Below are 24,208 nucleotides of genomic sequence, written 5' to 3' on the forward strand. Positions count from 1 at the left end.
CTAATTTTTGTCAGAATGATGAGAGTGGCAGCCTCCTGAAGAGCAGCTGTCTCCGTGTGAATGACGGGACTTCTTGCTGCAGAAAGGACAAAAGCTTAGCAAGCAAATGACACCAGCAATTCCAATGATAATATAGGTAATTTGGGTGGCAGGAGTAGAAACGCCTCCACACAACTTAGCAATAATATTTAATTTATTGTGAGTGATTCCTATAAGTCCCACGTTCAATGCACAAAGAATAACAATAAGAGAGGATAATCCTCGAATAATTTTGCCTAGCATCGCTTTTCTCCTAAGTGATGTATACTTAATTTCATCTTTTAATCTTTTTTATAATTTAATAAACAGTTTTTTTCAAAAGACTTCTTTGCTAAAGTCTCTCAGTCTCGTTGACTTTTTGAATACAAAGGTTTAAGTTGTTCAAGAAGTTTTTGAACTGTAAACAACTTCCAGTTTTTATGATTAGAGAGACAGTTCAGAATAAAAACTTCAATTTTTTAAGTTTAGATAATCTTTCTTTACTTGCATTGAGAAAAGAGCATATTTTTATAAGCCGCAATTTAGGATAACATATGGAGCAATTTCATTTGGATAGGGAAGAAATTTTACTTTTGGCAAAGGCCTCAGCACTACAACTTTCTGAAGAGCTTATCCAGGAGTATCAAACTTCTTTAAGCGCTGTGATTACTTCTATGAAAGAAGCTCTTGCCATAGAGATTGATGATGCGGATTCATGCGAATCTCTTTTTATGCATGTAGTAAATGTTGAAGATTTGAGAGAAGATTCGGTGACCTCTGATTTCAATCGAGAGGAATTTTTGCGTAATGTTCCAGAGTCTTTAGGGGGATTAGTGAAAGTTCCTGCGGTAATCAAGTAAGGGAGTCTGAAAAATTATGTATCGATATAGTGCTTTAGAATTAGCAAAAGCTGTGACTTTAGGGGAACTGACAGCCACAGGGGTGACTCAACATTTTTTTCATAGAATAGAAGAAGCTGAGGGGCAGGTAGGTGCCTTTATTTCCTTGTGTAAGGAACAAGCTTTAGAACAGGCAGAGCTCATAGATAAAAAGCGTTCGCGTGGAGAACCTTTAGGAAAACTCGCAGGTGTTCCTGTAGGAATTAAAGATAATATTCACGTTACAGGCCTGAAGACAACATGCGCCTCTCGTGTGCTCGAGAATTATCAACCACCGTTTGATGCTACTGTTGTAGAAAGAATCAAAAAAGAAGATGGGATTATCTTAGGCAAACTCAATATGGATGAGTTTGCTATGGGATCAACAACGCTATATTCTGCTTTTCATCCTACCCACAACCCCTGGGATTTATCTCGTGTTCCTGGAGGTTCTTCAGGGGGATCTGCGGCCGCAGTTTCTGCTAGATTTTGTCCCGTAGCCCTAGGATCAGATACCGGAGGATCCATCCGTCAGCCCGCAGCATTTTGTGGTGTTGTAGGTTTTAAGCCTTCCTACGGAGCCGTTTCGCGTTACGGGCTTGTAGCCTTTGCCTCTTCGCTAGATCAAATCGGTCCTTTAGCCAATACTGTAGAAGACGTCGCCCTAATGATGGATGTGTTTTCTGGTAGAGATCCTAAAGATGCAACCTCAAGAGAGTTTTTCCGTGATTCTTTTATGAGCAAGTTGTCTACGGAGGTTCCTAAAGTGATTGGGGTGCCTAGAACATTTTTAGAGGGACTCCGTGATGATATTAGGGAGAATTTCTTCTCTTCATTAGCCATTTTTGAAGGAGAAGGAACCCATCTTGTGGATGTGGAGTTGGATATTCTCAGCCACGCTGTATCTATATATTACATTTTAGCATCTGCTGAAGCTGCCACGAATTTAGCAAGGTTCGATGGGGTGCGTTATGGATATCGTTCTCCTCAAGCGCATACCATCAGCCAACTCTACGATCTCTCACGTGGAGAAGGATTTGGCAAAGAGGTCATGCGCAGAATCCTCTTAGGGAACTATGTCTTGTCTGCGGAGAGACAGAATGTTTATTATAAGAAAGCTACGGCAGTGCGTGCTAAGATTGTAAAAGCATTTAGAACTGCATTTGAAAAGTGTGAAATCTTAGCCGTGCCCGTCTGTTCTAGCCCCGCGTTTGAAATAGGAGAAATTCTAGATCCTGTGACTTTATATCTACAGGATATCTATACTGTAGCTATGAATTTAGCGTATCTTCCTGCCATTGCCGTACCCTCTGGATTTTCTAAGGAGGGCCTGCCCTTAGGCCTACAGATTATCGGACAGCAAGGACAAGACCAACAAGTGTGCCAAGTGGGTTACAGTTTCCAAGAGCATGCGCAAATTAAGCAATTGTTTTCTAAGAGATATGCCAAAAGTGTTGTTCTAGGAGGTCAATCATGAGTGCTGTTTATGCAGATTGGGAATCAGTCATAGGACTTGAAGTTCACGTAGAATTGAACACAGCATCCAAGTTATTTAGCTCTGCTTTAAATCGCTTTGGAGATGAACCAAACACTAATATTTCTACAGTATGTACAGGATTGCCAGGATCATTGCCTGTATTGAATCAGAGTGCCGTGGAGAAAGCTGTGCTTTTTGGCTGCGCTGTCGAAGGTGAAATCTCTCTATTGAGTCGTTTCGATAGGAAGTCTTACTTCTATCCCGATAGTCCCAGGAATTTTCAAATTACACAATTCGAACATCCTATTATCCGAGGAGGACGCATTAAGGCGATTGTCCAAGGGGAAGAGCGTTATTTTGAATTAGCCCAAACCCATATAGAAGATGATGCCGGAATGCTGAAGCACTTCGGAGAGTTTGCCGGTGTAGACTACAATCGTGCCGGAGTCCCCCTAATCGAAATTGTTTCAAAACCCTGTATGTTTTGTCCTGAAGATGCTGTTGCTTACGCAACTTCTTTGGTTTCCTTGTTAGACTATATTGGAATTTCCGATTGCAATATGGAAGAAGGCTCCATCCGTTTTGATGTCAATGTCTCCGTACGCCCTAAGGGATCCCCAGAACTTCGCAATAAGGTAGAAATCAAGAATATGAACTCCTTCGCTTTTATGGCACAAGCTTTAGAAGCTGAAAAACAACGTCAGATCGATGAGTATCTTAATCAGCCAAATAAAGATCCCAAGCTGGTGATTCCAGCCGCTACCTACCGCTGGGATCCCGAAAAGAAAAAAACTGTGCTGATGCGTCTCAAAGAGAGTGCCGAAGATTATAAATATTTTCCCGAGCCTGATCTGCCGACACTACAATTGACAGAGTCCTATATAGAAAGGATTCGCAAGACCTTGCCAGAACTTCCTTATGACAAGTACCATCGCTATATTCAGGAGTACGGTCTATCCGAAGATATCGCAAGTATTCTGATCAGCGATAAGAATATCGCAACGTTTTTTGAGGTCGCTTGTAAAGATTGTAAAAACTTTAGGTCTTTATCTAACTGGGTAACCGTTGAATTTGGAGGCCGCTGCAAAACCCTAGGAGTGAAGTTGCCATCTTCAGGAATTTTCCCCGAGGGAGTCGCTCAGCTGGTCAACGCAATCGACCAAGGTGTGATCACAGGGAAAATTGCTAAGGAAATCGCAGATCTTATGATGGAATCCCCAGGAAAGAATCCTGAGGAGATTTTAAAAGAGAAGCCAGAGCTGCTTCCCATGTCAGATGAAGGGGAATTGCAGAAAATTATCGCAGAGGTGGTTCTTGCAAATCCTGAATCTATCGTAGACTATAAAAATGGAAAGACTAAGGCTCTAGGATTCCTAGTCGGGCAGATTATGAAGCGTACAGCAGGAAAAGCTCCTCCCAAGCGAGTGAACGAACTTTTACTTTTAGAATTAGATAAGGGCTAGAATTTTCTGTCACAGTCTGTCTTAAAAAATCATAAAAGCATGTTAGAGATCTTTCTAACATGCTTTTTTTATCTAAATACACATTTCTAAGTTGCAAAAACGAAAGCAGAAAATTTCGATTTGCCTTTCTACCTACACTTTATGGATCCATCAGAATTAAATTTTGCAAAGCCATGTCTACGCGGGAGATAATTCTTTTTAAGTGACAAGAAATTCTTGTGCTCGGCTTGCTTTCTTATTCTTATTGACGTATTGCTTGATCAGATATTCATTTTGATTTAGGTACTAAAATGCGATTTTCGCTCTGCGGATTTCCTCTAGTTTTTTCTTTTACATTGCTCTCAGTCTTCGACACTTCTTTGAGTGCTACTACGATTTCTTTAACCCCAGAAGATAGTTTTCATGGAGATAGTCAGAATGCAGAACGTTCTTATAATGTTCAAGCTGGGGATGTCTATAGCCTTACTGGTGATGTCTCAATATCTAACGTCGATAACTCTGCATTAAATAAAGCCTGCTTCAATGTGACCTCAGGAAGTGTGACGTTCGCAGGAAATCATCATGGGTTATATTTTAATAATATTTCCTCAGGAACTACAAAGGAAGGGGCTGTACTTTGTTGCCAAGATCCTCAAGCAACGGCACGTTTTTCTGGGTTCTCCACGCTCTCTTTTATTCAGAGCCCCGGAGATATTAAAGAACAGGGATGTCTCTATTCAAAAAATGCACTTATGCTCTTAAACAATTATGTAGTGCGTTTTGAACAAAACCAAAGTAAGACTAAAGGCGGAGCTATTAGTGGGGCGAATGTTACTATAGTAGGCAACTACGATTCCGTCTCTTTCTATCAGAATGCAGCCACTTTTGGAGGTGCTATCCATTCTTCAGGTCCCCTACAGATTGCAGTAAATCAGGCAGAGATAAGATTTGCACAAAATACTGCCAAGAATGGTTCTGGAGGGGCTTTGTACTCCGATGGTGATATTGATATTGATCAGAATGCTTATGTTCTATTTCGAGAAAATGAGGCATTGACTACTCCTATAGGTAAGGGAGGGGCTGTCTGTTGTCTTCCCACTTCAGGAAGTAGTACTCCAGTTCCTATTGTGACTTTCTCTGACAATAAACAGTTAGTCTTTGAAAGAAACCATTCCATAATGGGTGGCGGAGCCATTTATGCTAGGAAACTTAGCATCTCTTCAGGAGGTCCTACTCTATTTATCAATAATATATCATATGCAAATTCGCAAAATTTAGGTGGAGCTATTGCCATTGATACTGGAGGGGAGATCAGTTTATCAGCAGAGAAAGGAACAATTACATTCCAAGGAAACCGGACGAGCTTACCGTTTTTGAATGGCATCCATCTTTTACAAAATGCTAAATTCCTGAAATTACAGGCGAGAAATGGATACTCTATAGAATTTTATGATCCTATTACTTCTGAAGCAGATGGGTCTACCCAATTGAATATCAACGGAGATCCTAAAAATAAAGAGTACACAGGGACCATACTCTTTTCTGGAGAAAAGAGTCTAGCAAACGATCCTAGGGATTTTAAATCTACAATCCCTCAGAACGTCAACCTGTCTGCAGGATACTTAGTTATTAAAGAGGGGGCCGAAGTCACAGTTTCAAAATTCACGCAGTCTCCAGGATCGCATTTAGTTTTAGATTTAGGAACCAAACTGATAGCCTCTAAGGAAGACATTGCCATCACAGGCCTCGCGATAGATATAGATAGCTTAAGCTCATCCTCAACAGCAGCTGTTATTAAAGCAAACACCGCAAATAAACAGATATCCGTGACGGACTCTATAGAACTTATCTCGCCTACTGGCAATGCCTATGAAGATCTCAGAATGAGAAATTCACAGACGTTCCCTCTGCTCTCTTTAGAGCCTGGAGCCGGGGGTAGTGTGACTGTAACTGCTGGAGATTTCCTACCGGTAAGTCCCCATTATGGTTTTCAAGGCAATTGGAAATTAGCTTGGACAGGAACTGGAAACAAAGTTGGAGAATTCTTCTGGGATAAAATAAATTATAAGCCTAGACCTGAAAAAGAAGGAAATTTAGTTCCTAATATCTTGTGGGGGAATGCTGTAGATGTCAGATCCTTAATGCAGGTTCAAGAGACCCATGCATCGAGCTTACAGACAGATCGAGGGCTGTGGATCGATGGAATTGGGAATTTCTTCCATGTATCTGCCTCCGAAGACAATATAAGGTACCGTCATAATAGCGGTGGATATGTTCTATCTGTAAATAATGAGATCACACCTAAGCACTATACCTCGATGGCATTTTCCCAACTCTTTAGTAGAGACAAGGACTATGCGGTTTCCAACAACGAATACAGAATGTATTTAGGATCGTATCTCTATCAATATACAACCTCCCTAGGGAATATTTTCCGTTATGCTTCGCGTAACCCTAATGTAAACGTCGGGATTCTCTCAAGAAGGTTTCTTCAAAATCCTCTTATGATTTTTCATTTTTTGTGTGCTTATGGTCATGCCACCAATGATATGAAAACAGACTACGCAAATTTCCCTATGGTGAAAAACAGCTGGAGAAACAATTGTTGGGCTATAGAGTGCGGAGGGAGCATGCCTCTATTGGTATTTGAGAACGGAAGACTTTTCCAAGGTGCCATCCCATTTATGAAACTACAATTAGTTTATGCTTATCAGGGAGATTTCAAAGAGACGACTGCAGATGGCCGTAGATTTAGTAATGGGAGTTTAACATCGATTTCTGTACCTCTAGGCATACGCTTTGAGAAGCTGGCACTTCCTCAGGATGTACTCTATGACTTTAGTTTCTCCTATATTCCTGATATTTTCCGTAAGGATCCCTCATGTGAAGCTGCTCTGGTGATTAGCGGAGACTCTTGGCTTGTTCCGGCAGCACACGTATCAAGACATGCTTTTGTAGGGAGTGGAACGGGTCGGTATCACTTTAACGACTATACTGAGCTCTTATGTCGAGGAAGTATAGAATGCCGCCCCCATGCTAGGAATTATAATATAAACTGTGGAAGCAAATTTCGTTTTTAGAAGGTTTCCATTGCCTGTGTGGTTCCGGATCTTAACTATAAATCCTGGACTATGGATCATAGGCATTGGGTTTCTCGAACTTGTGTGGAGAATAACGACATTTTATATGCATAACGGAATACTCGTATCACCTCAGCCCCTAGAGACATTCTTTAGGGGTTCTTTATTTGTCTAAACTTCGTATTTTATCGAGAATCCTTTACGTTCTTGGTTTGCTTGTCTCCGAGGAGTTCTCTAACGAATCATAGGGATTCCAGGGTTCTGTTCCTTGAGTCCTTTGGCAGCTGATTTGCGTCTTTCTCAGGAGTAGAGCGTGTGGTTTCAGGGCTTGGGACTCCTAGTAAGACGAGCCATTCTGATAGCCTCTCTAGGAGAGCGCTTCGAAGAGGTTCCTGCAACTGCTTCTAAGTAAAAATCTAAAGAGAAGTCTAGTTTTTTCGATACATTGACTTCTTTTTTGAAACCAGACACTCATTGCTAGCCGAATTTTAAGAGTCCATGAGCATGATTTCTGTAAAATCCTCGCAATGAGCTTTTTGTCTTCTCACCTTATGATGTGCTTTCTATAAGTATTTAAATGAACTTTTATTAAAAGAGTTTTCGCTATAACCTTTCGCTCATTTTTTCCTTTCTTGTCGTGATACCGCTAACTGATAGCACTACAAGCTCTCTTTCAACGTCTCTCTTAGATGAAGGAAACCCACAATCCATGAGGAAACTTCGTATTCTTGCGATCGTTCTCATAGCTTTGAGCATTATTTTGATTGCAGGTGGTGTGGTATTGCTTACTGTAGCGATCCCTGGATTAAGTTCAGTCATTTCTTCCCCGGCAGGGATGGGTGCCTGTGCTTTGGGATGTGTGATGCTTGCTTTAGGGATCGATGTTCTTCTGAAGAAACGAGAAGTCCCTATAGTTCTCGCATCTGTAACTACGACACCAGGAACTGGCAGCCCTAGAAGTGGTATTTCTATTTCAGGAGCTGATAGCACCATACGTTCTCTTCCTACGTATCTCTTGGACGAGGGACATCCACAATCCATGAGGAAACTTCGTATTCTTGCGATCGTTCTCATAGTTTTTAGCATTATTTTGATTGCAAGTGGTGTGGTATTGCTTACTGTAGCGATCCCTGGATTAAGTTCAGTCATTTCTTCCCCGGCAGGGATGGGTGCCTGTGCTTTGGGATGTGTGATGCTTGCTTTAGGGATCGATGTTCTTCTGAAGAAACGAGAAGTCCCTATAGTTCTCGCATCTGTAACTACGACACCAGGAACTGGCAGCCCTAGAAGTGGTATTTCTATTTCAGGAGCTGATAGCACCATACGTTCTCTTCCTACGTATCCCTTGGACGAGGGACATCCACAATCCATGAGGAAACTTCGTATTCTTGCGATCGTTCTCATAGTTTTTAGCATTATTTTGATTGCAAGTGGTGTGGTATTGCTTACTGTAGCGATCCCTGGATTAAGCTCGATCATTTCTTCCCCAGCGGAGATGGGTGCTTGTGCTTTGGGATGTGTGATGCTTGCTTTGGGGATCGACGTTCTTCTGAAGAAACGAGAAGTCCCTATAGTAGTTCCCGCACCTATTCCTGAAGAAGTCGTCATAGATGATATAGATGAAGAGAGTATACGGCTGCAGCAGGAAGCTGAAGCCGCTTTAGCAAGACTTCCTGAGGAGATGAGTGCATTTGAAGGTTACATAAAAGTTGTCGAGAGTCATTTGGAGAACATGAAAAGCCTGCCTTATGATGGTCATGGGCTAGAAGAGAAAACGAAACATCAGATAAGAGTCGTCAGATCTTCTTTGAAGGCTATGGTTCCAGAATTTTTAGATATCAGAAGAATTTTTGAAGAAGAAGAGTTCTTTTTTCTCTCAGCTCGCAAACGACTTATAGATTTAGCTACTACTTTAGTAGAGAGAAAAATTTTAACAGAGCAACTTGAGCGCAATAATTTAAGGAAAGCGTTTTCTTATTTATATCAGGACTCAATTTTTAAAAAAATTATTGATAACTTCGAGAAGTTAGCATGGAAATTTATGATTTTGAGTAAATCAATTTGTCGATTTACAATTATTTTTGAAAATCATGAACATGGTGTAGCAAAGAGCCTGTTACACAAGAATGCAGTGTTACTGGAGAAGGTAATCTATAGGAGTTTGCAAAAAAGCTATAGAGATATAGGCATGTCATCTGCAAAGATGAAAATCTTGCACGGCAACCCTTTTTTCTCTTTGGAAGATAATAAAAAGACGATAATGAAAGAACACGCAGAGATGCTTGAAAGTCTCAGTAGCTATAGGAAGGTATTTTTAGCTCTATCTGATGAGAACGTTGTAGATACACCTAGCGATCCAAAGAAATGGGATTTGTCAGGAATCCCCTGTAGGGACGCGTTGTCTGAGATTTCTCGTGATGAACAGTGGCAGAAGAAAGCACATCTAAAGCATCAAGAGTCCCTCTATACGCAAGCTAGGGATCGTTTAACAGACCAGAGCTCTAAAGAAAATCAGAAAGAGTTAGAGAAAGCTGAACAAGAGTACATATCTTCTTGGGAACGGGTTAAAAAATTTGAGATTGAGAGAGTACAGGAGAGGATACAGGCAATTCAAAAGCTTTATCCTAATATCCTCGAGAGAGAAGAAGAAACCACAGGTCAGGAGACTGTGACTCCAACTGTTCAAGGGACGACGGCTTCATCCGATTTAACAGATATTTTAGGAAGAATAGAGGTCTCCAGTAGGGAGGATAATCAGAATCAAGAGTCTTGTGTAAAAGTCTTAAGAAGTCATGAGGTAGAAATGAGCTGGGAAGTCAAACAAGAGTATGGCCCTAAGAAAAAAGAATTTCAGGATCAAATGGGTTCTTTAGAGAGGTTTTTTACAGAGCATATTGAAGAGTTAGAAGTATTACAGAAGGACTACTCTAAACACTTGTCTTATTTTAAAAAAGTAAACAATAAGAAAGAGGTTCAATATGCGAAGTTTAGGTTGAAGGTTTTAGAGTCAGATTTAGAAGGGATTCTAGCTCAGACTGAGAGTGCTGAGAGTCTGTTAACTCAAGAAGAACTTCCGATTCTTGCAACTCGGGGAGCCTTAGAGAAAGCTGTTTTCAAAGGGAGTCTATGTTGCGCGCTAGCAAGCAAAGCAAAACCCTATTTTGAAGAGGATCCCAGATTCCAAGATTCTGATACGCAATTGCGAGCTCTGACTCTAAGGTTACAGGAGGCTAAGGCAAGCCTGGAAGAAGAGATAAAGAGATTTTCAAATCTTGAGAACGATATTGCAGAGGAAAGACGCCTTCTTAAAGAGAGCAAGCAGACGTTCGAAAGAGCAGGTTTAGGGGTTCTCCGAGAAATTGCAGTCGAGTCTACTTATGATTTGCGTTCCTTAACAAATACATGGGAAGGGACCCCAGAGAGTGAGAAGGTCTATTTTAGCATGTATCTTAATTATTACAACGAAGAGAAACGTAGGGCTAAAACAAGATTGGTTGAAATGACACAGAGGTATAGAGATTTTAAAATGGCCTTGGAAGCTATGCAGTTTAATGAAGAAGCCCTTTTGCAAGAGGAACTCTCTATTCAAGCTCCCAGTGAATAACAAGAATCCGAGGCAAGAGCTCGGCATGTCGCTCGCTATAGGCTACGAGTTGCCCAATCTCGTTTGGCTGATTTAGAAGCTGGAGTCATCCAGAAACGTAAAACAATCAAAGATTTGTTCAAGAAACGACGGTCTCAACCTTCTTCTAAGAAATAGAAAATTTCGTCCATGCTTCCAGGGTTTTGAAATGAGAAAAAGACCTTGGAATAAAATAATTGATATGAGTAGCTTAGTTGCTTTAACTTATGTTTTTGAGCATGATGACATCACAGATTCATAATGCAAGTATTCTTATCTCCTCAACTACCCCCCCCCCCCCCGACGCTCTCTAGGGGTTTCTTGTTCTAAACTTCGTAGTTTATCGATCACTCTTTTAGTTCTTGGTGTGCTTTTGTTGACCTTGGGGATTCCGGGACTCACTGCAGGGATCTCTTTTGGAGCCGGTTTGGGATTTTCTGCTTTAGGAGGAGTGCTCGTGATTTCGGGACTTCTATTCCTTCTAGTAAGACGAGAGGTTCCGACAGTACGTTCAGAGGAAATTCCCAGAGGGGTTTCTGTGACCCCTTCTGAAGAGCCTGCTCTAGAGAAGGCTCAAAAAGAACCGGAGACAAAGAAAATTTTAGATCGGTTGCCGAAGGAATTGGATCAGTTAGATACGTATATTCAGGAAGTGTTTGCATGTTTAGAGAGGCTGAAGGATCCTAAGTACGAAGATCGAGGTCTTTTAACAGAGGCGAAGGAGAAACTTCGAGTTTTTGACGTTGTTGAGAAAGATATGATGTCAGAGTTTTTAGACATACAACGAGTGTTGAATGAGGAAGCATATTATGTAGAACATTGTCAAGATCCCCTAGAGAATATAGCCTACGAGATTTTCTCTTCCCAAGAGCTTCGTGATTACTACTGTGCAGGGGTGTGTGGGTATTTGCCTTCTGGGGATGCTCGAGCGGATCGATTAAAGAGATCAGTTAAGGAGGTAATGGATCGCTTTATGAGGGTGACCTGGAAATCTTGGGAGGCATCAGTCATGTTGGATCATAGCTATGGGGTAGCGCGAGAGTTATTCAAGAAGGCAGTAGGAGTACTAGAGGAGAGTGTCTATAAAATTCTGTTTAAGAGCTATAGAGATGCGTTTTATGAATGTGAGAAGGCAAAGATCCAGAGGGATGGGCGTTTCAAATGGTTATAGGATACGAGTGCTCATGCGGAACAAAGGTTTAGGGATATCAATGGTTGTTGGGAGGACTTAAAGCAAACGATCTTTTGGGTAGGAGAACATGATTGTACGGACATAGAGACCGTACGTAAAAGCTGTATGTGGCTGGATCGTTATGCAGATAAATTTATTTTGAGGGAAAAAGAGGAAAAGATGGAGCGTCATGAGCTCTTTCATGCGACTATGGTCCGAAAAGCATCTGGGCACGCGTATGCTAAAGCTAAAGCAGCCTTTGAAAAGGAGAGATCTAATGAGAATCAGAGGAAAGTCAAGGATGTTGAAAAATGGTTATCTAAAGGTTTAGCGGAGTTTCGTAATCAAGAGTCTCGCAGAGCTCGGGAGAGGCTGAGAGAGCTGCAAACTTTGTATCCTGAGGTTTCTGTAGAAGAGAGAGTGTTAGAGAGACAAAGGACTAAAAAAGTTAATCTGGAGAACTTGTATGCAGATATAGAAAAGAAGTATCACCACTGTGTTCGAGAGCAAGAGCATTACTGGAAAGAGGTAGAGAACAAGGAAGCAGAGTATAGGGAGAACGGAGAAAAGGTTCTCTCTGCCGAGGAGGTGTCAGAGTGTCTTCAGAGGTTGGAAGATTGTTTAGAGACGTGGTCTAAGAAATTAACAAAAGCGGAAGAGAGTGTCTTTGAGATGAAGTTTGATGCGACAGAAAAACTAGGGAATAAAGTACTTTCTGATGTAACGAACCGTCTTGAGATTTTATGTGAAGATGCTGAGGAGATGATTTTTCGAATCGAAGAGATAGAGATGACTCTGCGTATGGTAGAGCTTCCACTACTTTTTATGAAAAATACTTTTGAGAAAGCCTCTCTACAATACAACAGCTGCAAAGAGATGTTAGCCAAAGTAGAGCCCCAATGTAAGGAAAGCCCAACCTATAGAAGTAGCCAAGAGCGCTTAGAAAGGTTGAATCAGGATTTACAAACAGCATATACAAATTGCCAGGAGAGACTCCAGGGTTTTTCAGATTTGGAATCAAAAGTACGTACATGTAGAGATCATCTTAGAGAGCAGATGAAACATTTCGAAGTTCAAGGACTGAATTTTATAAACGAAGAGCTTTTATGGGTCGGGGCAGAGCTCTTTACACAAGCCAGATTGGATCTAGTAGCAACAGTTCCGTATATGGAGTTCTATTTGCAGTACCATAATATTAAAAGAGAAAAAGTTCGATCCCAATGGATGGCGAAGACCGAGAGGTATAGAGAGATTCGGCAGGCATTTCAAGGGGTGATGAAGGAAGATTTGTTAGCAGAAGATACGATCTTGAAAGAAGAAGATTATTGGCTGCTTCGCGATGATTGGTTGCTGCGTGATGAGAGGAAGAATAGACAAAGACGTTTAATCTGTAATAAGATAGCAGCAGCGCAACAGCGAGTCAAAGGCTTCTAACCTGAAGAGATTTAAAAGATCCTGAAAGAGAAAACACCTCTTGTGGCTAGAGTGCGTTCTTTATTTACTCGCGAGGACCATACCTAGCATAAAACTCCAGGAGCTGTGTTTCTTTAAAATTCTTTGAATAAAATACTATATATTAGTAGCTTAGTGGGTTTAATTTATGTGTTTGATCGCGATGGCACCACAGATTCATAATGCAAGTACTTCTATCTCCGCAGCTACCCCCCCCCCCCCAACACTCTGTAGGGTCGATTTCTTCTCCATCTAAACTTCGCGTTTTAGCGATTACTTTTTTAGTTTTTGGTATGCTCTTACTGATTTCAGGAGCTCTCTTTCTGACGTTAGGGATTCCAGGATTGAGTGCAGCAATTTCTTTTGGATTAGGCATCGGTCTCTCCGCATTAGGAGGAGTGCTGATGATTTCGGGACTACTATGTCTTTTAGTCAAACGAGAGATTCCGACAGTATGACCAGAAGAAATTCCTGAAGGGGTTTCGCTGGCTCCTTCTGAGGAGCCAGCTCTACAGGCAGCTCAGAAGACTTTAGCTCAGCTGCCTAAGGAATTGGATCAGTTAGATACAGATATTCAGGAAGTGTTCGCATGTTTAAGAAAGCTGAAAGATTCTAAGTATGAAAGTCGAAGTTTTTTAAACGATGCTAAGAAGGAGCTTCGAGTTTTTGACTTTGTGGTTGAGGATACCCTCTCGGAGATTTTCGAGTTGCGGCAGATTGTGGCTCAAGAGGGATGGGATTTAAACTTTTTGATCAATGGGGGACGAAGCCTCATGATGACTGCAGAATCTGAATCGCTTGATTTGTTTCATGTATCGAAGCGGCTAGGGTATTTACCTTCTGGGGATGTTCGAGGGGAGGGGTTAAAGAAATCTGCGAAGGAGATAGTCGCTCGTTTGATGAGCTTGCATTGCGAGATTCACAAGGTGGCGGTAGCGTTTGATAGGAATTCCTATGCGATGGCAGAAAAGGCGTTTGCGAAAGCGTTGGGAGCTTTAGAAGAGAGTGTGTATCGGAGTCTGACGCAGAGTTATAGAGATAAATTTTTGGAGAGTGAGAGGGCGAAGATCCCATGGAATGGGCATATAACCTGGTTAAGAGATGATGCGAAGAGTGGGTGTGCTGAAAAGAAGCTTCGGGATGCCGAGGAACGTTGGAAGAAATTTAGGAAAGCAGTCTTTTGGGTAGAAGAAGACGGGGGCTTTGACATCAATAATCTCCTTGGAGACTGGGGGACAGTGCTTGATCCTTATAGACAAGAGAGAATGGACGAGATAACGTTCCATGAGTTGTATGAAAAAACTACGTTTTTGAAAAGACTGCACAGAAAGTGTGCGTTAGCGAAAACAACCTTTGAAAAGAAGAGATCTAAAAAGAATTTGCAGGCAGTCGAGGAGGCGAATGCACGTAGGTTGAAATATGTAAGGGATTGGTATGATCAGGAGTTTCAGAAAGCAGGGGAGAGATTAGAGAAACTGCATGCTTTGTATCCTGAGGTTTCAGTCTCTATAAGAGAGAACAAAATACAAGAGACGCGCTCTAATTTAGAGAAAGCCTATGAGGCTATCGAAGAGAACTATCGTTGCTGTGTCCGAGAGCAAGAGGACTACTGGAAAGAAGAAGAGAAAAGGGAAGCGGAGTTTAGGGAGAGGGGAAACAAGATTCTTTCTCCTGAGGAGCTGGAAAGTTCTTTGGAGCAATTCGACCATGGTTTGAAAAATTTTTCTGAGAAATTAATGGAATTGGAAGGGCATATCTTAAAACTTCAGAAAGAAGCCACAGCAGAGGTGGAGAATAAAATACTTTCAGATGCAGAGAGCCGCCTTGAGATTGTATTTGAAGATGTCAAGGAGATGCCCTGTCGAATTGAGGAGATAGAGAAGACGCTGCGTATGGCGGAGCTGCCCCTACTTCCTACGAAGAAGGCGTTTGAGAAGGCCTGCTCACAATATAATAGCTGCGCAGAGATGTTGGAGAAGGTGAAGCCTTACTGCAAGGAGAGCCTCGCCTATGTGACTAGCAAAGAGCGTTTAGTGAGCTTGGATGAAGATTTACGACGAGCCTACACAGAGTGTCAGAAGAGATTCCAGGGGGATTCGGGTTTGGAGTCGGAAGTAAGAGCCTGTCGAGAGCAACTGCGAGAGCGGATCCAAGAGTTTGAAACTCAAGGGCTGGACTTGGTGGAAAAAGAGTTGCTTTGTGTGAGTAGTAGATTAAGAAATACAGAGTGCGATTGTGTATCTGGTGTTAAGAAAGAAGCACCTCCTGGTAAGAAGTTTTATGCCCAGTATTATGATGAGATTTATCGAGTTAGAGTTCAATCCCGATGGATGACGATGTCTGAGAGATTGAGAGAGGGAGTTCAAGCATGCAACAAGATGTTGAAGGCAGGCCTAAGCGAAGAAGATAAGGTTCTTAAAGAAGAAGAGTATTGGTTGTATCGAGAGGAGAGAAAGAATAAAGAGAAACGTTTGGTTGGTACTAAGATAGTAGCAACGCAGCAGCGGATCCAAGAATTTCAACCATCTGATATCGTTGAGTCTTCAAATGAGAAAGTGAGCCTTATGGACAAAGCGCGATTTTTATTTAATCGTGAGGACCATTCCTAGAACTATTCTAGGAGTCTATGTGCACTATTTTTTAAGAGGTTTATTATTCCGTGGGTATGTCTGAGAGACTTTGATTAAATGGGATATTATTATATCCTAGTTGCTCTAATCAATATTCCTCTTATGATTTTGGTATTCGATCATGACTGCAGCACCAGCTATTCTACACGTATCCCCGACACCCCCTGAAGAAACAAAATTCGTTATTCCTAAAGATAGTAAATCTCGCGCTCTTGGGATTACTTTATTAGTCGTAGGCATCCTTCTGGTAGTTTGTGGTGCGATTGTACTCAGTGGAGTGATTTCTGGATTGAGTGCACTCATTGTTTGTGGATTGGGTATTAGTACGATTTCTCTAGGAGTTGTCCTATTTGTTTTAGGATTGATATTATTACTTAGAAAGCGGGAACTTACCTTAGAACAGATCGAGGCTAAGCAAATTGCGGAGACCTTTGCTGATGAACTGAAAGAACTAGAAATGTACATTCAGTCGACAGAGAAAAGCTTAGAGAAGATAGAAGGGTCCCGTTATAGTGACCAAGGTTTTCTGAATCGTGCCACCCAAAAAATCTTAGATTTAGAATCTTCATTGAGCTCTATTACTTCTGAGTTTCGTGATCTTAGGCAACTCTTTGATGAAGAAAAAATAGAGTTACTTTCTGGAGAAAGGCTTTTAGAATTTATTGCAGCGAATTTATTTAAACAAGGAAGAGATGTCTATTTAAATTTAGGGAATTTAGCAGACATTCGTGCGTACATGGGGCCCAACAATTATAAAGTTGCGATGGTCATAGAAAAAGCTAAAGCAGTTGTGCATGAGTTTATAGTTCTGACTACAATGGCTAGGGAATTAGAGTTTTTTTTCTAAAAAATAAATATGGTTTATTAAAGGGGATGTACCAGGAGAATCTAAGATTGTTGGAAAGGCTTCTTTATAATAGTGTTCAAAAGAGCTATGCGGATCGGCTGTTTTCCTATGAAAAGACAAAGATGGTGCACGATACTCCGCTGATTCCTTGGGAAGAGGATAAGGAAAAATGTGCTGAAGCTGAGAAAGCTTTCTTAGAGCAACAGAAGATTCTCCTAGATTATGGAAAATCTATCTTTTGGCTGAATGAGAACGATGAGATCAATTTAAACGATCCTTGGAGTTGGGGTCTTAATACGGTGAGGACTAGGAAAGTATTCCAAGAGGTTGACGACAGTGAACGTTGGAATCATAAGGTACTCATTCAAAAACTCGAGGACGATTATGAGAAACTTCTAGAGGAAAGTTCAAAAGAGTCTACTGAAGCAAATAAGAAGCTTTTATCTGACTTAGTAGATCGTCTTGAAGATGCTAAGACAAAATTTTTCCTGAAGAAACAGGAGGAGGTGGAGACTCGCGTTAAGGATCTTAGAGCTCGATATGGAGGCACAGTAGATCCTAAGCAGGATACGGAAGCTAAGAAGAAAGTCGAATTGGAGGCTAGCTTAGAAACCTTTTTAGATTCCATCGAATCAGAGCTAGTACAGTGTTTAGAAGATCAAGATATATATTGGAAAGAACAGGATGTCAAAGATCTAGCACGTACGCAAGAGCTCGAGGAACAAGATATTGAAGCGAAGAGGGAAGAAGCTGCCGAAGACCTAAGAAGTCTTAATGAGCGTTTAAAGAAGTCAAAAACTATGTTAGATAGGGCTAAATGGCATATTGAAAATGCTGAGGACAGTATTACCTGGTGGACTAGTCAGATAGAAATGAAGGATATGAAAGCAAGACTGAAGATCTTAAAAGAAGATATAACAAGTGTTCTACCTGAAATAGATGAGATTGAAACGTGTTTAAGCTTAGAGGAGCTTCCTTTGCTTACGACCAGGGAACTCTTAACTAAGTCCTACCTAAAGTTTAAGATTTGTTCAGAAACACTATTAAAAATGACTTCTGTGTTTGAGAACAATATCTATGTTCAGGAGTACGAGGTTCAGCTGCAAAATCTAGGGTTTAAGTTACAAGGTATATCTCAGAGATTCGGAAAGAAACAAGACGATTTTGCGAATCTAGAGGAACAGGTTGCTTTGCAAAAGAAACGACTCAGAGAGCTCACTCAGAATTTTGAAATACAAGGATTCAATTTCATGAAAGAAGATTTTAAGGCAGCCGCTAAAGATCTTTATATAAGAAGTACAGCTGAACAAAAGATGAACTTTGATGTGCCTTGCATGGAGCTCTTCCGTAGGTATCATGAGGAGGTCAACAAGCCGCTTCTTGAGTTGATGTACAATTGTGCAGACAGTTATAGAGATGCTAAGAAAAAGCTTTGCTCTCTACGTCTTGATGAAAAAGAGTTATTACAAAAAGAAATCAAGAAAGAGGAATTTTATCAAAAGAAACAACAAAGGCATGCAGATAGATCACGTCATACTACGTATCAAAAGCTACGAATTGCTGAAGAGCTTGCTCTTGAGCTGAAGAAGAAAATCTAATCACTAAAGCCTAGTTAAGGGTTCTTTTGAATTGGGCCCTGTGTTTCCATTTCTCTAGGGATCCTCTTAGCTGAGGATCTTCTTTGTACCTCTTTTGATTCGAAAAGAGGTGCTATTGTGAGTTGCCAATAGCAACGATCCACCTTCGTTTTTGAAAAGATACATCAGTTGCTAAGGGAACTTTTCAGAAAATATCATAAAAAACTCCCAAGATTTTGGCTTGGAAAGCGAGCCTTTCTTGCTACTTTTGTTACAACAAAAGTGTTCTATTTTAACGTGCGTATCATTTGTGACTAAGAGATAGACTTGCTTTCTTTATCTATCTTCTGTATTGGAAAGAAAGCCCCTTGAGGGAAAAAAAGGTTGTTATGAAGATTCCACTCCGCTTTTTATTGATATCATTAGTACCTACGCTTTCTATGTCGAATTTATTAGGAGCTGCTACTACCGAAGAGTTATCGGCTAGCAATAGCTTCGATGGAACTACATCAACAACAAGCTTTTCTAGTAAAACATCATCGGCTACAGATGGCACCAATTATGTTTTTAAAGATTCTGTAGTTATAGAAAATGTACCCAAAACAGGGGAAACTCAGTCTACTAGTTGTTTTAAAAATGACGCTGCAGCTGGAGATCTAAATTTCTTAGGAGGGGGATTTTCTTTCACATTTAGCAATATCGATGCAACCACGGCTTCTGGAGCTGCTATTGGAAGTGAAGCAGCTAATAAGACAGTCACGTTATCAGGATTTTCGGCACTTTCTTTTCTTAAATCCCCAGCAAGTACAGTGACTAATGGATTGGGAGCTATCAATGTTAAAGGGAATTTAAGCCTATTGGATAATGATAAGGTATTGATTCAGGACAATTTCTCAACAGGAGATGGCGGAGCAATTAATTGTGCAGGCTCCTTGAAGATCGCAAACAATAAGTCCCTTTCTTTTATTGGAAATAGTTCTTCAACACGTGGCGGAGCGATTCATACCAAAAACCTCACACTATCTTCTGGTGGGGAAACTCTATTTCAGGGGAATACAGCGCCTACGGCTGCTGGTAAAGGAGGTGCTATCGCGATTGCAGACTCTGGCACCCTATCCATTTCTGGAGACAGTGGCGACATTATCTTTGAAGGCAATACGATAGGAGCTACAGGAACCGTCTCTCATAGTGCTATTGATTTAGGAACTAGCGCTAAGATAACTGCGTTACGTGCTGCGCAAGGACATACGATATACTTTTATGATCCGATTACTGTAACAGGATCGACATCTGTTGCTGATGCTCTCAATATTAATAGCCCTGATACTGGAGATAACAAAGAGTATACGGGAACCATAGTCTTTTCTGGAGAGAAGCTCACGGAGGCAGAAGCTAAAGATGAGAAGAACCGCACTTCTAAATTACTTCAAAATGTTGCTTTTAAAAATGGGACTGTAGTTTTAAAAGGTGATGTCGTTTTAAGTGCGAACGGTTTCTCTCAGGATGCAAACTCTAAGTTGATTATGGATTTAGGGACGTCGTTGGTTGCAAACACCGAAAGTATCGAGTTAACGAATTTGGAAATTAATATAGACTCTCTCAGGAACGGGAAAAAGATAAAACTCAGTGCTGCCACAGCTCAGAAAGATATTCGTATAGATCGTCCTGTTGTACTGGCAATTAGCGATGAGAGTTTTTATCAAAATGGCTTTTTGAATGAGGACCATTCCTATGATGGGATTCTTGAGTTAGATGCTGGGAAAGACATCGTGATTTCTGCAGATTCTCGCAGTATAGATGCTGTACAATCTCCGTATGGCTATCAGGGAAAGTGGACGATCAATTGGTCTACTGATGATAAGAAAGCTACGGTTTCTTGGGCGAAGCAGAGTTTTAATCCCACTGCTGAGCAGGAGGCTCCGTTAGTTCCTAATCTTCTTTGGGGTTCTTTTATAGATGTTCGTTCCTTCCAGAATTTTATAGAGCTAGGTACTGAAGGTGCTCCTTACGAAAAGAGATTTTGGGTTGCAGGCATTTCCAATGTTTTGCATAGGAGCGGTCGTGAAAATCAAAGGAAATTCCGTCATGTGAGTGGAGGTGCTGTAGTAGGTGCTAGCACGAGGATGCCGGGTGGTGATACCTTGTCTCTGGGTTTTGCTCAGCTCTTTGCGCGTGACAAAGACTACTTTATGAATACCAATTTCGCAAAGACCTACGCAGGATCTTTACGTTTGCAGCACGATGCTTCCCTATACTCTGTGGTGAGTATCCTTTTAGGAGAGGGAGGACTCCGCGAGATCCTGTTGCCTTATGTTTCCAAGACTCTGCCGTGCTCTTTCTATGGGCAGCTTAGCTACGGCCATACGGATCATCGCATGAAGACCGAGTCTCTACCCCCCCCCCCCCGACGCTCTCGACGGATCATACTTCTTGGGGAGGATATGTCTGGGCTGGAGAGCTGGGAACTCGAGTTGCTGTTGAAAATACCAGCGGCAGAGGATTTTTCCAAGAGTACACTCCATTTGTAAAAGTCCAAGCTGTTTACGCTCGCCAAGATAGCTTTGTAGAACTAGGAGCTATCAGTCGTGATTTTAGTGATTCGCATCTTTATAACCTTGCGATTCCTCTTGGAATCAAGTTAGAGAAACGGTTTGCAGAGCAATATTATCATGTTGTAGCGATGTATTCTCCAGATGTTTGTCGTAGTAACCCCAAATGTACGACTACCCTACTTTCCAACCAAGGGAGTTGGAAGACCAAAGGTTCGAACTTAGCAAGACAGGCTGGTATTGTTCAGGCCTCAGGTTTTCGATCTTTGGGAGCTGCAGCAGAGCTTTTCGGGAACTTTGGCTTTGAATGGCGGGGATCTTCTCGTAGCTATAATGTAGATGCGGGTAGCAAAATCAAATTTTAGCGATTTCTCTTTCGATGCTATTTTTCCATGGCTATTTTTAAAATGATAGCCATGGTTATAGATACGTAGTCCTTATTTCAAAGAAGACACTGTTGCATTAGATACGCTCTCTGATCCCTCAAAATCACATTTTGGTATCTGATTGCTAAGATTGCAGGATACCACGCATCTTAAGAGAAAGGCGCTCTTACCTAGTAGAGGTTGCGTGAATTTCTTGACTTGTTTCTCCTATTGGTGTATCTCTTAAAATATTAAATTCAAAATCAAAGTATATATTTTACAATGAAGTCTTCTTTCCCCAAGTTTGTATTTTCTACATTTGCTATTTTCCCTTTGTCTATGATTGCTACCGAGACAGTTTTGGATTCAAGTGCGAGTTTCGATGGGAATAAAAATGGTAATTTTTCAGTTCGTGAGAGTCAGGAAGATGCTGGAACTACCTACCTATTTAAGGGAAATGTCACTCTAGAAAATATTCCTGGAACAGGCACAGCAATCACAAAAAGCTGTTTTAACAACACTAAGGGCGATTTGACTTTCACAGGTAACGGGAACTCTCTATTGTTCCAAACGGTGGATGCAGGGACTGTAGCAGGGGCTGCTGTTAACAGCAGCGTGGTAGATAAATCTACCACGTTTATAGGGTTTTCTTCGCTATCTTTTATTGCGTCTCCTGGAAGTTCGATAACTACCGGCAAAGGAGCCGTTAGCTGCTCTACGGGTAGCTTGAGTTTGACAAAAATGTCAGTTTGCTCTTCAGCAAAAACTTTTCAACGGATAATGGCGGTGCTATCACCGCAAAAACTCTTTCATTAACAGGGACTACAATGTCAGCTCTGTTTTCTGAAAATACCTCCTCAAAGAAAGGCGGAGCCATTCAGACTTCCGATGCCCTTACCATTACTGGAAACCAAGGGGAAGTCTCTTTTTCTGACAATACTTCTTCGGATTCTGGAGCTGCAATTTTTACAGAAGCCTCGGTGACTATTTCTAATAATGCTAAAGTTTCCTTTATTGACAATAAGGTCACAGGAGCGAGCTCCTCAACAACGGGGGATATGTCAGGAGGTGCTATCTGTGCTTATAAAACTAGTACAGATACTAAGGTCACCCTCACTGGAAATCAGATGTTACTCTTCAGCAACAATACATCGACAACAGCGGGAGGAGCTATCTATGTGAAAAAGCTCGAACTGGCTTCCGGAGGACTTACCCTATTCAGTAGAAATAGTGTCAATGGAGGTACAGCTCCTAAAGGTGGAGCCATAGCTATCGAAGATAGTGGGGAATTGAGTTTATCCGCCGATAGTGGTGACATTGTCTTTTTAGGGAATACAGTCACTTCTACTACTCCTGGGACGAATAGAAGTAGTATCGACTTAGGAACGAGTGCAAAGATGACAGCTTTGCGTTCTGCTGCTGGTAGAGCCATCTACTTCTATGATCCCATAACTACAGGATCATCCACAACAGTTACAGATGTCTTAAAAGTTAATGAGACTCCGGCAGATTCTGCACTACAATATACAGGGAACATCATCTTCACAGGAGAAAAGTTATCAGAGACAGAGGCCGCAGATTCTAAAAATCTTACTTCGAAGCTACTACAGCCTGTAACTCTTTCAGGAGGTACTCTATCTTTAAAACATGGAGTGACTCTGCAGACTCAGGCATTCACTCAACAGGCAGATTCTCGTCTCGAAATGGACGTAGGAACTACTCTAGAACCTGCTGATACTAGCACCATAAACAATTTGGTCATTAACATCAGTTCTATAGACGGTGCAAAGAAGGCAAAAATAGAAACCAAAGCTACGTCAAAAAATCTGACTTTATCTGGAACCATCACTTTATTGGACCCGACGGGCACGTTTTATGAAAATCATAGTTTAAGAAATCCTCAGTCCTACGACATCTTAGAGCTCAAAGCTTCTGGAACTGTAACAAGCACCGCAGTGACTCCAGATCCTATAATGGGTGAGAAATTCCATTACGGCTATCAGGGAACTTGGGGCCCAATTGTTTGGGGGACAGGGGCTTCTACGACTGCAACCTTCAACTGGACTAAAACTGGCTATATTCCTAATCCCGAGCGTATCGGCTCTTTAGTCCCTAATAGCTTATGGAATGCATTTATAGATATTAGCTCTCTCCATTATCTTATGGAGACTGCAAACGAAGGGTTGCAGGGAGACCGTGCTTTTTGGTGTGCTGGATTATCTAACTTCTTCCATAAGGATAGTACAAAAACACGACGCGGGTTTCGCCATTTGAGTGGCGGTTATGTCATAGGAGGAAACCTACATACTTGTTCAGATAAGATTCTTAGTGCTGCATTTTGTCAGCTCTTTGGAAGAGATAGAGACTACTTTGTAGCTAAGAATCAAGGTACAGTCTACGGAGGAACTCTCTATTACCAGCACAACGAAACCTATATCTCTCTTCCTTGCAAACTACGGCCTTGTTCGTTGTCTTATGTTCCTACAGAGATTCCTGTTCTCTTTTCAGGAAACCTTAGCTACACCCATACGGATAACGATCTGAAAACCAAGTATACAACATATCCTACTGTTAAAGGAAGCTGGGGGAATGATAGTTTCGCTTTAGAATTCGGTGGAAGAGCTCCGATTTGCTTAGATGAAAGTGCTCTATTTGAGCAGTACATGCCCTTCATGAAATTGCAGTTTGTCTATGCACATCAGGAAGGTTTTAAAGAACAGGGAACAGAAGCTCGTGAATTTGGAAGTAGCCGTCTTGTGAATCTTGCCTTACCTATCGGGATCCGATTTGATAAGGAATCAGACTGCCAAGATGCAACGTACAATCTAACTCTTGGTTATACTGTGGATCTTGTTCGTAGTAACCCCGACTGTACGACAACACTGCGAATTAGCGGTGATTCTTGGAAAACTTTCGGTACGAATTTGGCAAGACAAGCTTTAGTCCTTCGTGCAGGGAACCATTTTTGCTTTAACTCAAATTTTGAAGCCTTTAGCCAATTTTCTTTTGAATTGCGTGGGTCATCTCGCAATTACAATGTAGACTTAGGAGCAAAATACCAATTCTAATGCGTTAGCTTTGGTAAAGAGCTCCATACATC

The 24,208-nt window shown here is 41.4% G+C and carries 16 protein-coding genes; 15 read left to right on the forward strand and 1 reads right to left on the reverse strand.

Annotation, left to right across the window (positions count from 1 at the left end; all coding sequences use genetic code 11):
* Window positions 1-282: a DUF378 domain-containing protein gene (locus tag CPB_RS00005; protein WP_010882656.1), complete on the reverse strand. Its 282-nt coding sequence runs from the start codon at window positions 280-282 to the stop codon at window positions 1-3.
* Window positions 283-572: 290 nt separating this feature from the next.
* Here CPB_RS00005 and gatC point away from each other — a divergent pair, with 290 nt between their 5' ends.
* The 15 genes from gatC (at window position 573) to CPB_RS00080 (ending at window position 24,176) form a co-directional block, all read left to right on the forward strand.
* The gene (gene gatC, locus CPB_RS00010; RefSeq protein WP_010882657.1) at window positions 573-878 is read left to right on the forward strand and encodes an Asp-tRNA(Asn)/Glu-tRNA(Gln) amidotransferase subunit GatC; all 306 of its coding nucleotides are present in this window, start codon (window positions 573-575) and stop codon (window positions 876-878) included.
* Between the two features lie 16 nt (window positions 879-894).
* The gene (gene gatA / locus CPB_RS00015; protein WP_011126035.1) at window positions 895-2,373 is read left to right on the forward strand and encodes an Asp-tRNA(Asn)/Glu-tRNA(Gln) amidotransferase subunit GatA; all 1,479 of its coding nucleotides are present in this window, start codon (window positions 895-897) and stop codon (window positions 2,371-2,373) included.
* Window positions 2,370-3,836, forward strand: a complete 1,467-nt coding sequence (gene gatB, locus CPB_RS00020; protein WP_010882659.1) for an Asp-tRNA(Asn)/Glu-tRNA(Gln) amidotransferase subunit GatB — start codon at window positions 2,370-2,372, stop codon at window positions 3,834-3,836. The genes gatA and gatB overlap by 4 nt, the downstream gene beginning before the upstream one ends.
* Before the next feature lie 290 nt (window positions 3,837-4,126).
* Window positions 4,127-6,895 (forward strand): polymorphic outer membrane protein middle domain-containing protein, encoded by a 2,769-nt coding sequence (locus CPB_RS00025; RefSeq protein ID WP_011126036.1) that lies wholly within the window; start codon window positions 4,127-4,129, stop codon window positions 6,893-6,895.
* Between the two features lie 709 nt (window positions 6,896-7,604).
* Window positions 7,605-10,499, forward strand: a complete 2,895-nt coding sequence (locus CPB_RS00035) for a DUF1978 domain-containing protein (RefSeq protein WP_011126037.1) — start codon at window positions 7,605-7,607, stop codon at window positions 10,497-10,499.
* Between the two features lie 385 nt (window positions 10,500-10,884).
* Window positions 10,885-11,688 carry an IncA family protein gene (locus tag CPB_RS00040; protein WP_010892173.1) on the forward strand — a complete coding sequence of 268 codons (804 nt, stop codon included), beginning with the start codon at window positions 10,885-10,887 and terminating at the stop codon, window positions 11,686-11,688.
* Window positions 11,689-11,724: 36 nt separating this feature from the next.
* Complete coding sequence (locus CPB_RS00045) at window positions 11,725-13,122, forward strand: DUF1978 domain-containing protein (RefSeq protein WP_072054065.1); 1,398 nt, start codon at window positions 11,725-11,727, stop codon at window positions 13,120-13,122.
* A gap of 200 nt (window positions 13,123-13,322) precedes the next feature.
* A complete protein-coding gene (locus CPB_RS05770) occupies window positions 13,323-13,598 on the forward strand; it encodes an IncA family protein (protein ID WP_011126039.1) in 276 nt (91 codons plus the stop codon).
* Between the two features lie 93 nt (window positions 13,599-13,691).
* Window positions 13,692-15,749 carry a DUF1978 domain-containing protein gene (locus CPB_RS00050; protein ID WP_011126040.1) on the forward strand — a complete coding sequence of 686 codons (2,058 nt, stop codon included), beginning with the start codon at window positions 13,692-13,694 and terminating at the stop codon, window positions 15,747-15,749.
* A 142-nt stretch (window positions 15,750-15,891) separates the two neighbouring features.
* Window positions 15,892-16,617 (forward strand): IncA family protein, encoded by a 726-nt coding sequence (locus CPB_RS00055; RefSeq protein ID WP_010882667.1) that lies wholly within the window; start codon window positions 15,892-15,894, stop codon window positions 16,615-16,617.
* A gap of 50 nt (window positions 16,618-16,667) precedes the next feature.
* A complete protein-coding gene (locus CPB_RS00060) occupies window positions 16,668-18,215 on the forward strand; it encodes a DUF1978 domain-containing protein (RefSeq protein ID WP_231853495.1) in 1,548 nt (515 codons plus the stop codon).
* A gap of 368 nt (window positions 18,216-18,583) precedes the next feature.
* On the forward strand, window positions 18,584-20,722 hold the full coding sequence (locus CPB_RS00065; RefSeq protein ID WP_010895261.1) for a polymorphic outer membrane protein middle domain-containing protein: 2,139 nt from the start codon (window positions 18,584-18,586) through the stop codon (window positions 20,720-20,722).
* On the forward strand, window positions 20,653-21,108 hold the full coding sequence (locus tag CPB_RS05575; protein WP_011126042.1) for an autotransporter outer membrane beta-barrel domain-containing protein: 456 nt from the start codon (window positions 20,653-20,655) through the stop codon (window positions 21,106-21,108). The genes CPB_RS00065 and CPB_RS05575 overlap by 70 nt, the downstream gene beginning before the upstream one ends.
* Window positions 21,109-21,390: 282 nt before the next feature.
* Window positions 21,391-21,924: a hypothetical protein gene (locus CPB_RS00075; protein ID WP_011126043.1), complete on the forward strand. Its 534-nt coding sequence runs from the start codon at window positions 21,391-21,393 to the stop codon at window positions 21,922-21,924.
* A complete protein-coding gene (locus tag CPB_RS00080) occupies window positions 21,858-24,176 on the forward strand; it encodes a polymorphic outer membrane protein middle domain-containing protein (protein WP_010895264.1) in 2,319 nt (772 codons plus the stop codon). The genes CPB_RS00075 and CPB_RS00080 overlap by 67 nt, the downstream gene beginning before the upstream one ends.
* The last annotated feature ends 32 nt before the right edge of the window (window positions 24,177-24,208 follow it).

Source organism: Chlamydia pneumoniae TW-183 (assembly GCF_000007205.1).
Classification (GTDB): domain Bacteria; phylum Chlamydiota; class Chlamydiia; order Chlamydiales; family Chlamydiaceae; genus Chlamydia; species Chlamydia pneumoniae.

What these genes read in the sequence shown, in the direction of transcription:
- CPB_RS00025 (WP_011126036.1), top strand. Translation starts at nt 4,127, where the DNA reads ATGCGATTTTCGCTCTGCGGATTTCCTCTAGTTTTTTCTTTTACATTG.
- CPB_RS00035 (WP_011126037.1), top strand. Translation starts at nt 7,605, where the DNA reads ATGAGGAAACTTCGTATTCTTGCGATCGTTCTCATAGCTTTGAGCATT.
- CPB_RS05770 (WP_011126039.1), top strand. Translation starts at nt 13,323, where the DNA reads ATGCAAGTACTTCTATCTCCGCAGCTACCCCCCCCCCCCCAACACTCT.
- gatC (WP_010882657.1), top strand. Translation starts at nt 573, where the DNA reads ATGGAGCAATTTCATTTGGATAGGGAAGAAATTTTACTTTTGGCAAAG.
- CPB_RS00065 (WP_010895261.1), top strand. Translation starts at nt 18,584, where the DNA reads ATGAAGATTCCACTCCGCTTTTTATTGATATCATTAGTACCTACGCTT.
- CPB_RS00005 (WP_010882656.1), bottom strand. Translation starts at nt 282, where the DNA reads ATGCTAGGCAAAATTATTCGAGGATTATCCTCTCTTATTGTTATTCTT.
- CPB_RS00055 (WP_010882667.1), top strand. Translation starts at nt 15,892, where the DNA reads ATGACTGCAGCACCAGCTATTCTACACGTATCCCCGACACCCCCTGAA.
- gatA (WP_011126035.1), top strand. Translation starts at nt 895, where the DNA reads ATGTATCGATATAGTGCTTTAGAATTAGCAAAAGCTGTGACTTTAGGG.
- gatB (WP_010882659.1), top strand. Translation starts at nt 2,370, where the DNA reads ATGAGTGCTGTTTATGCAGATTGGGAATCAGTCATAGGACTTGAAGTT.
- CPB_RS00075 (WP_011126043.1), top strand. Translation starts at nt 21,391, where the DNA reads ATGAAGTCTTCTTTCCCCAAGTTTGTATTTTCTACATTTGCTATTTTC.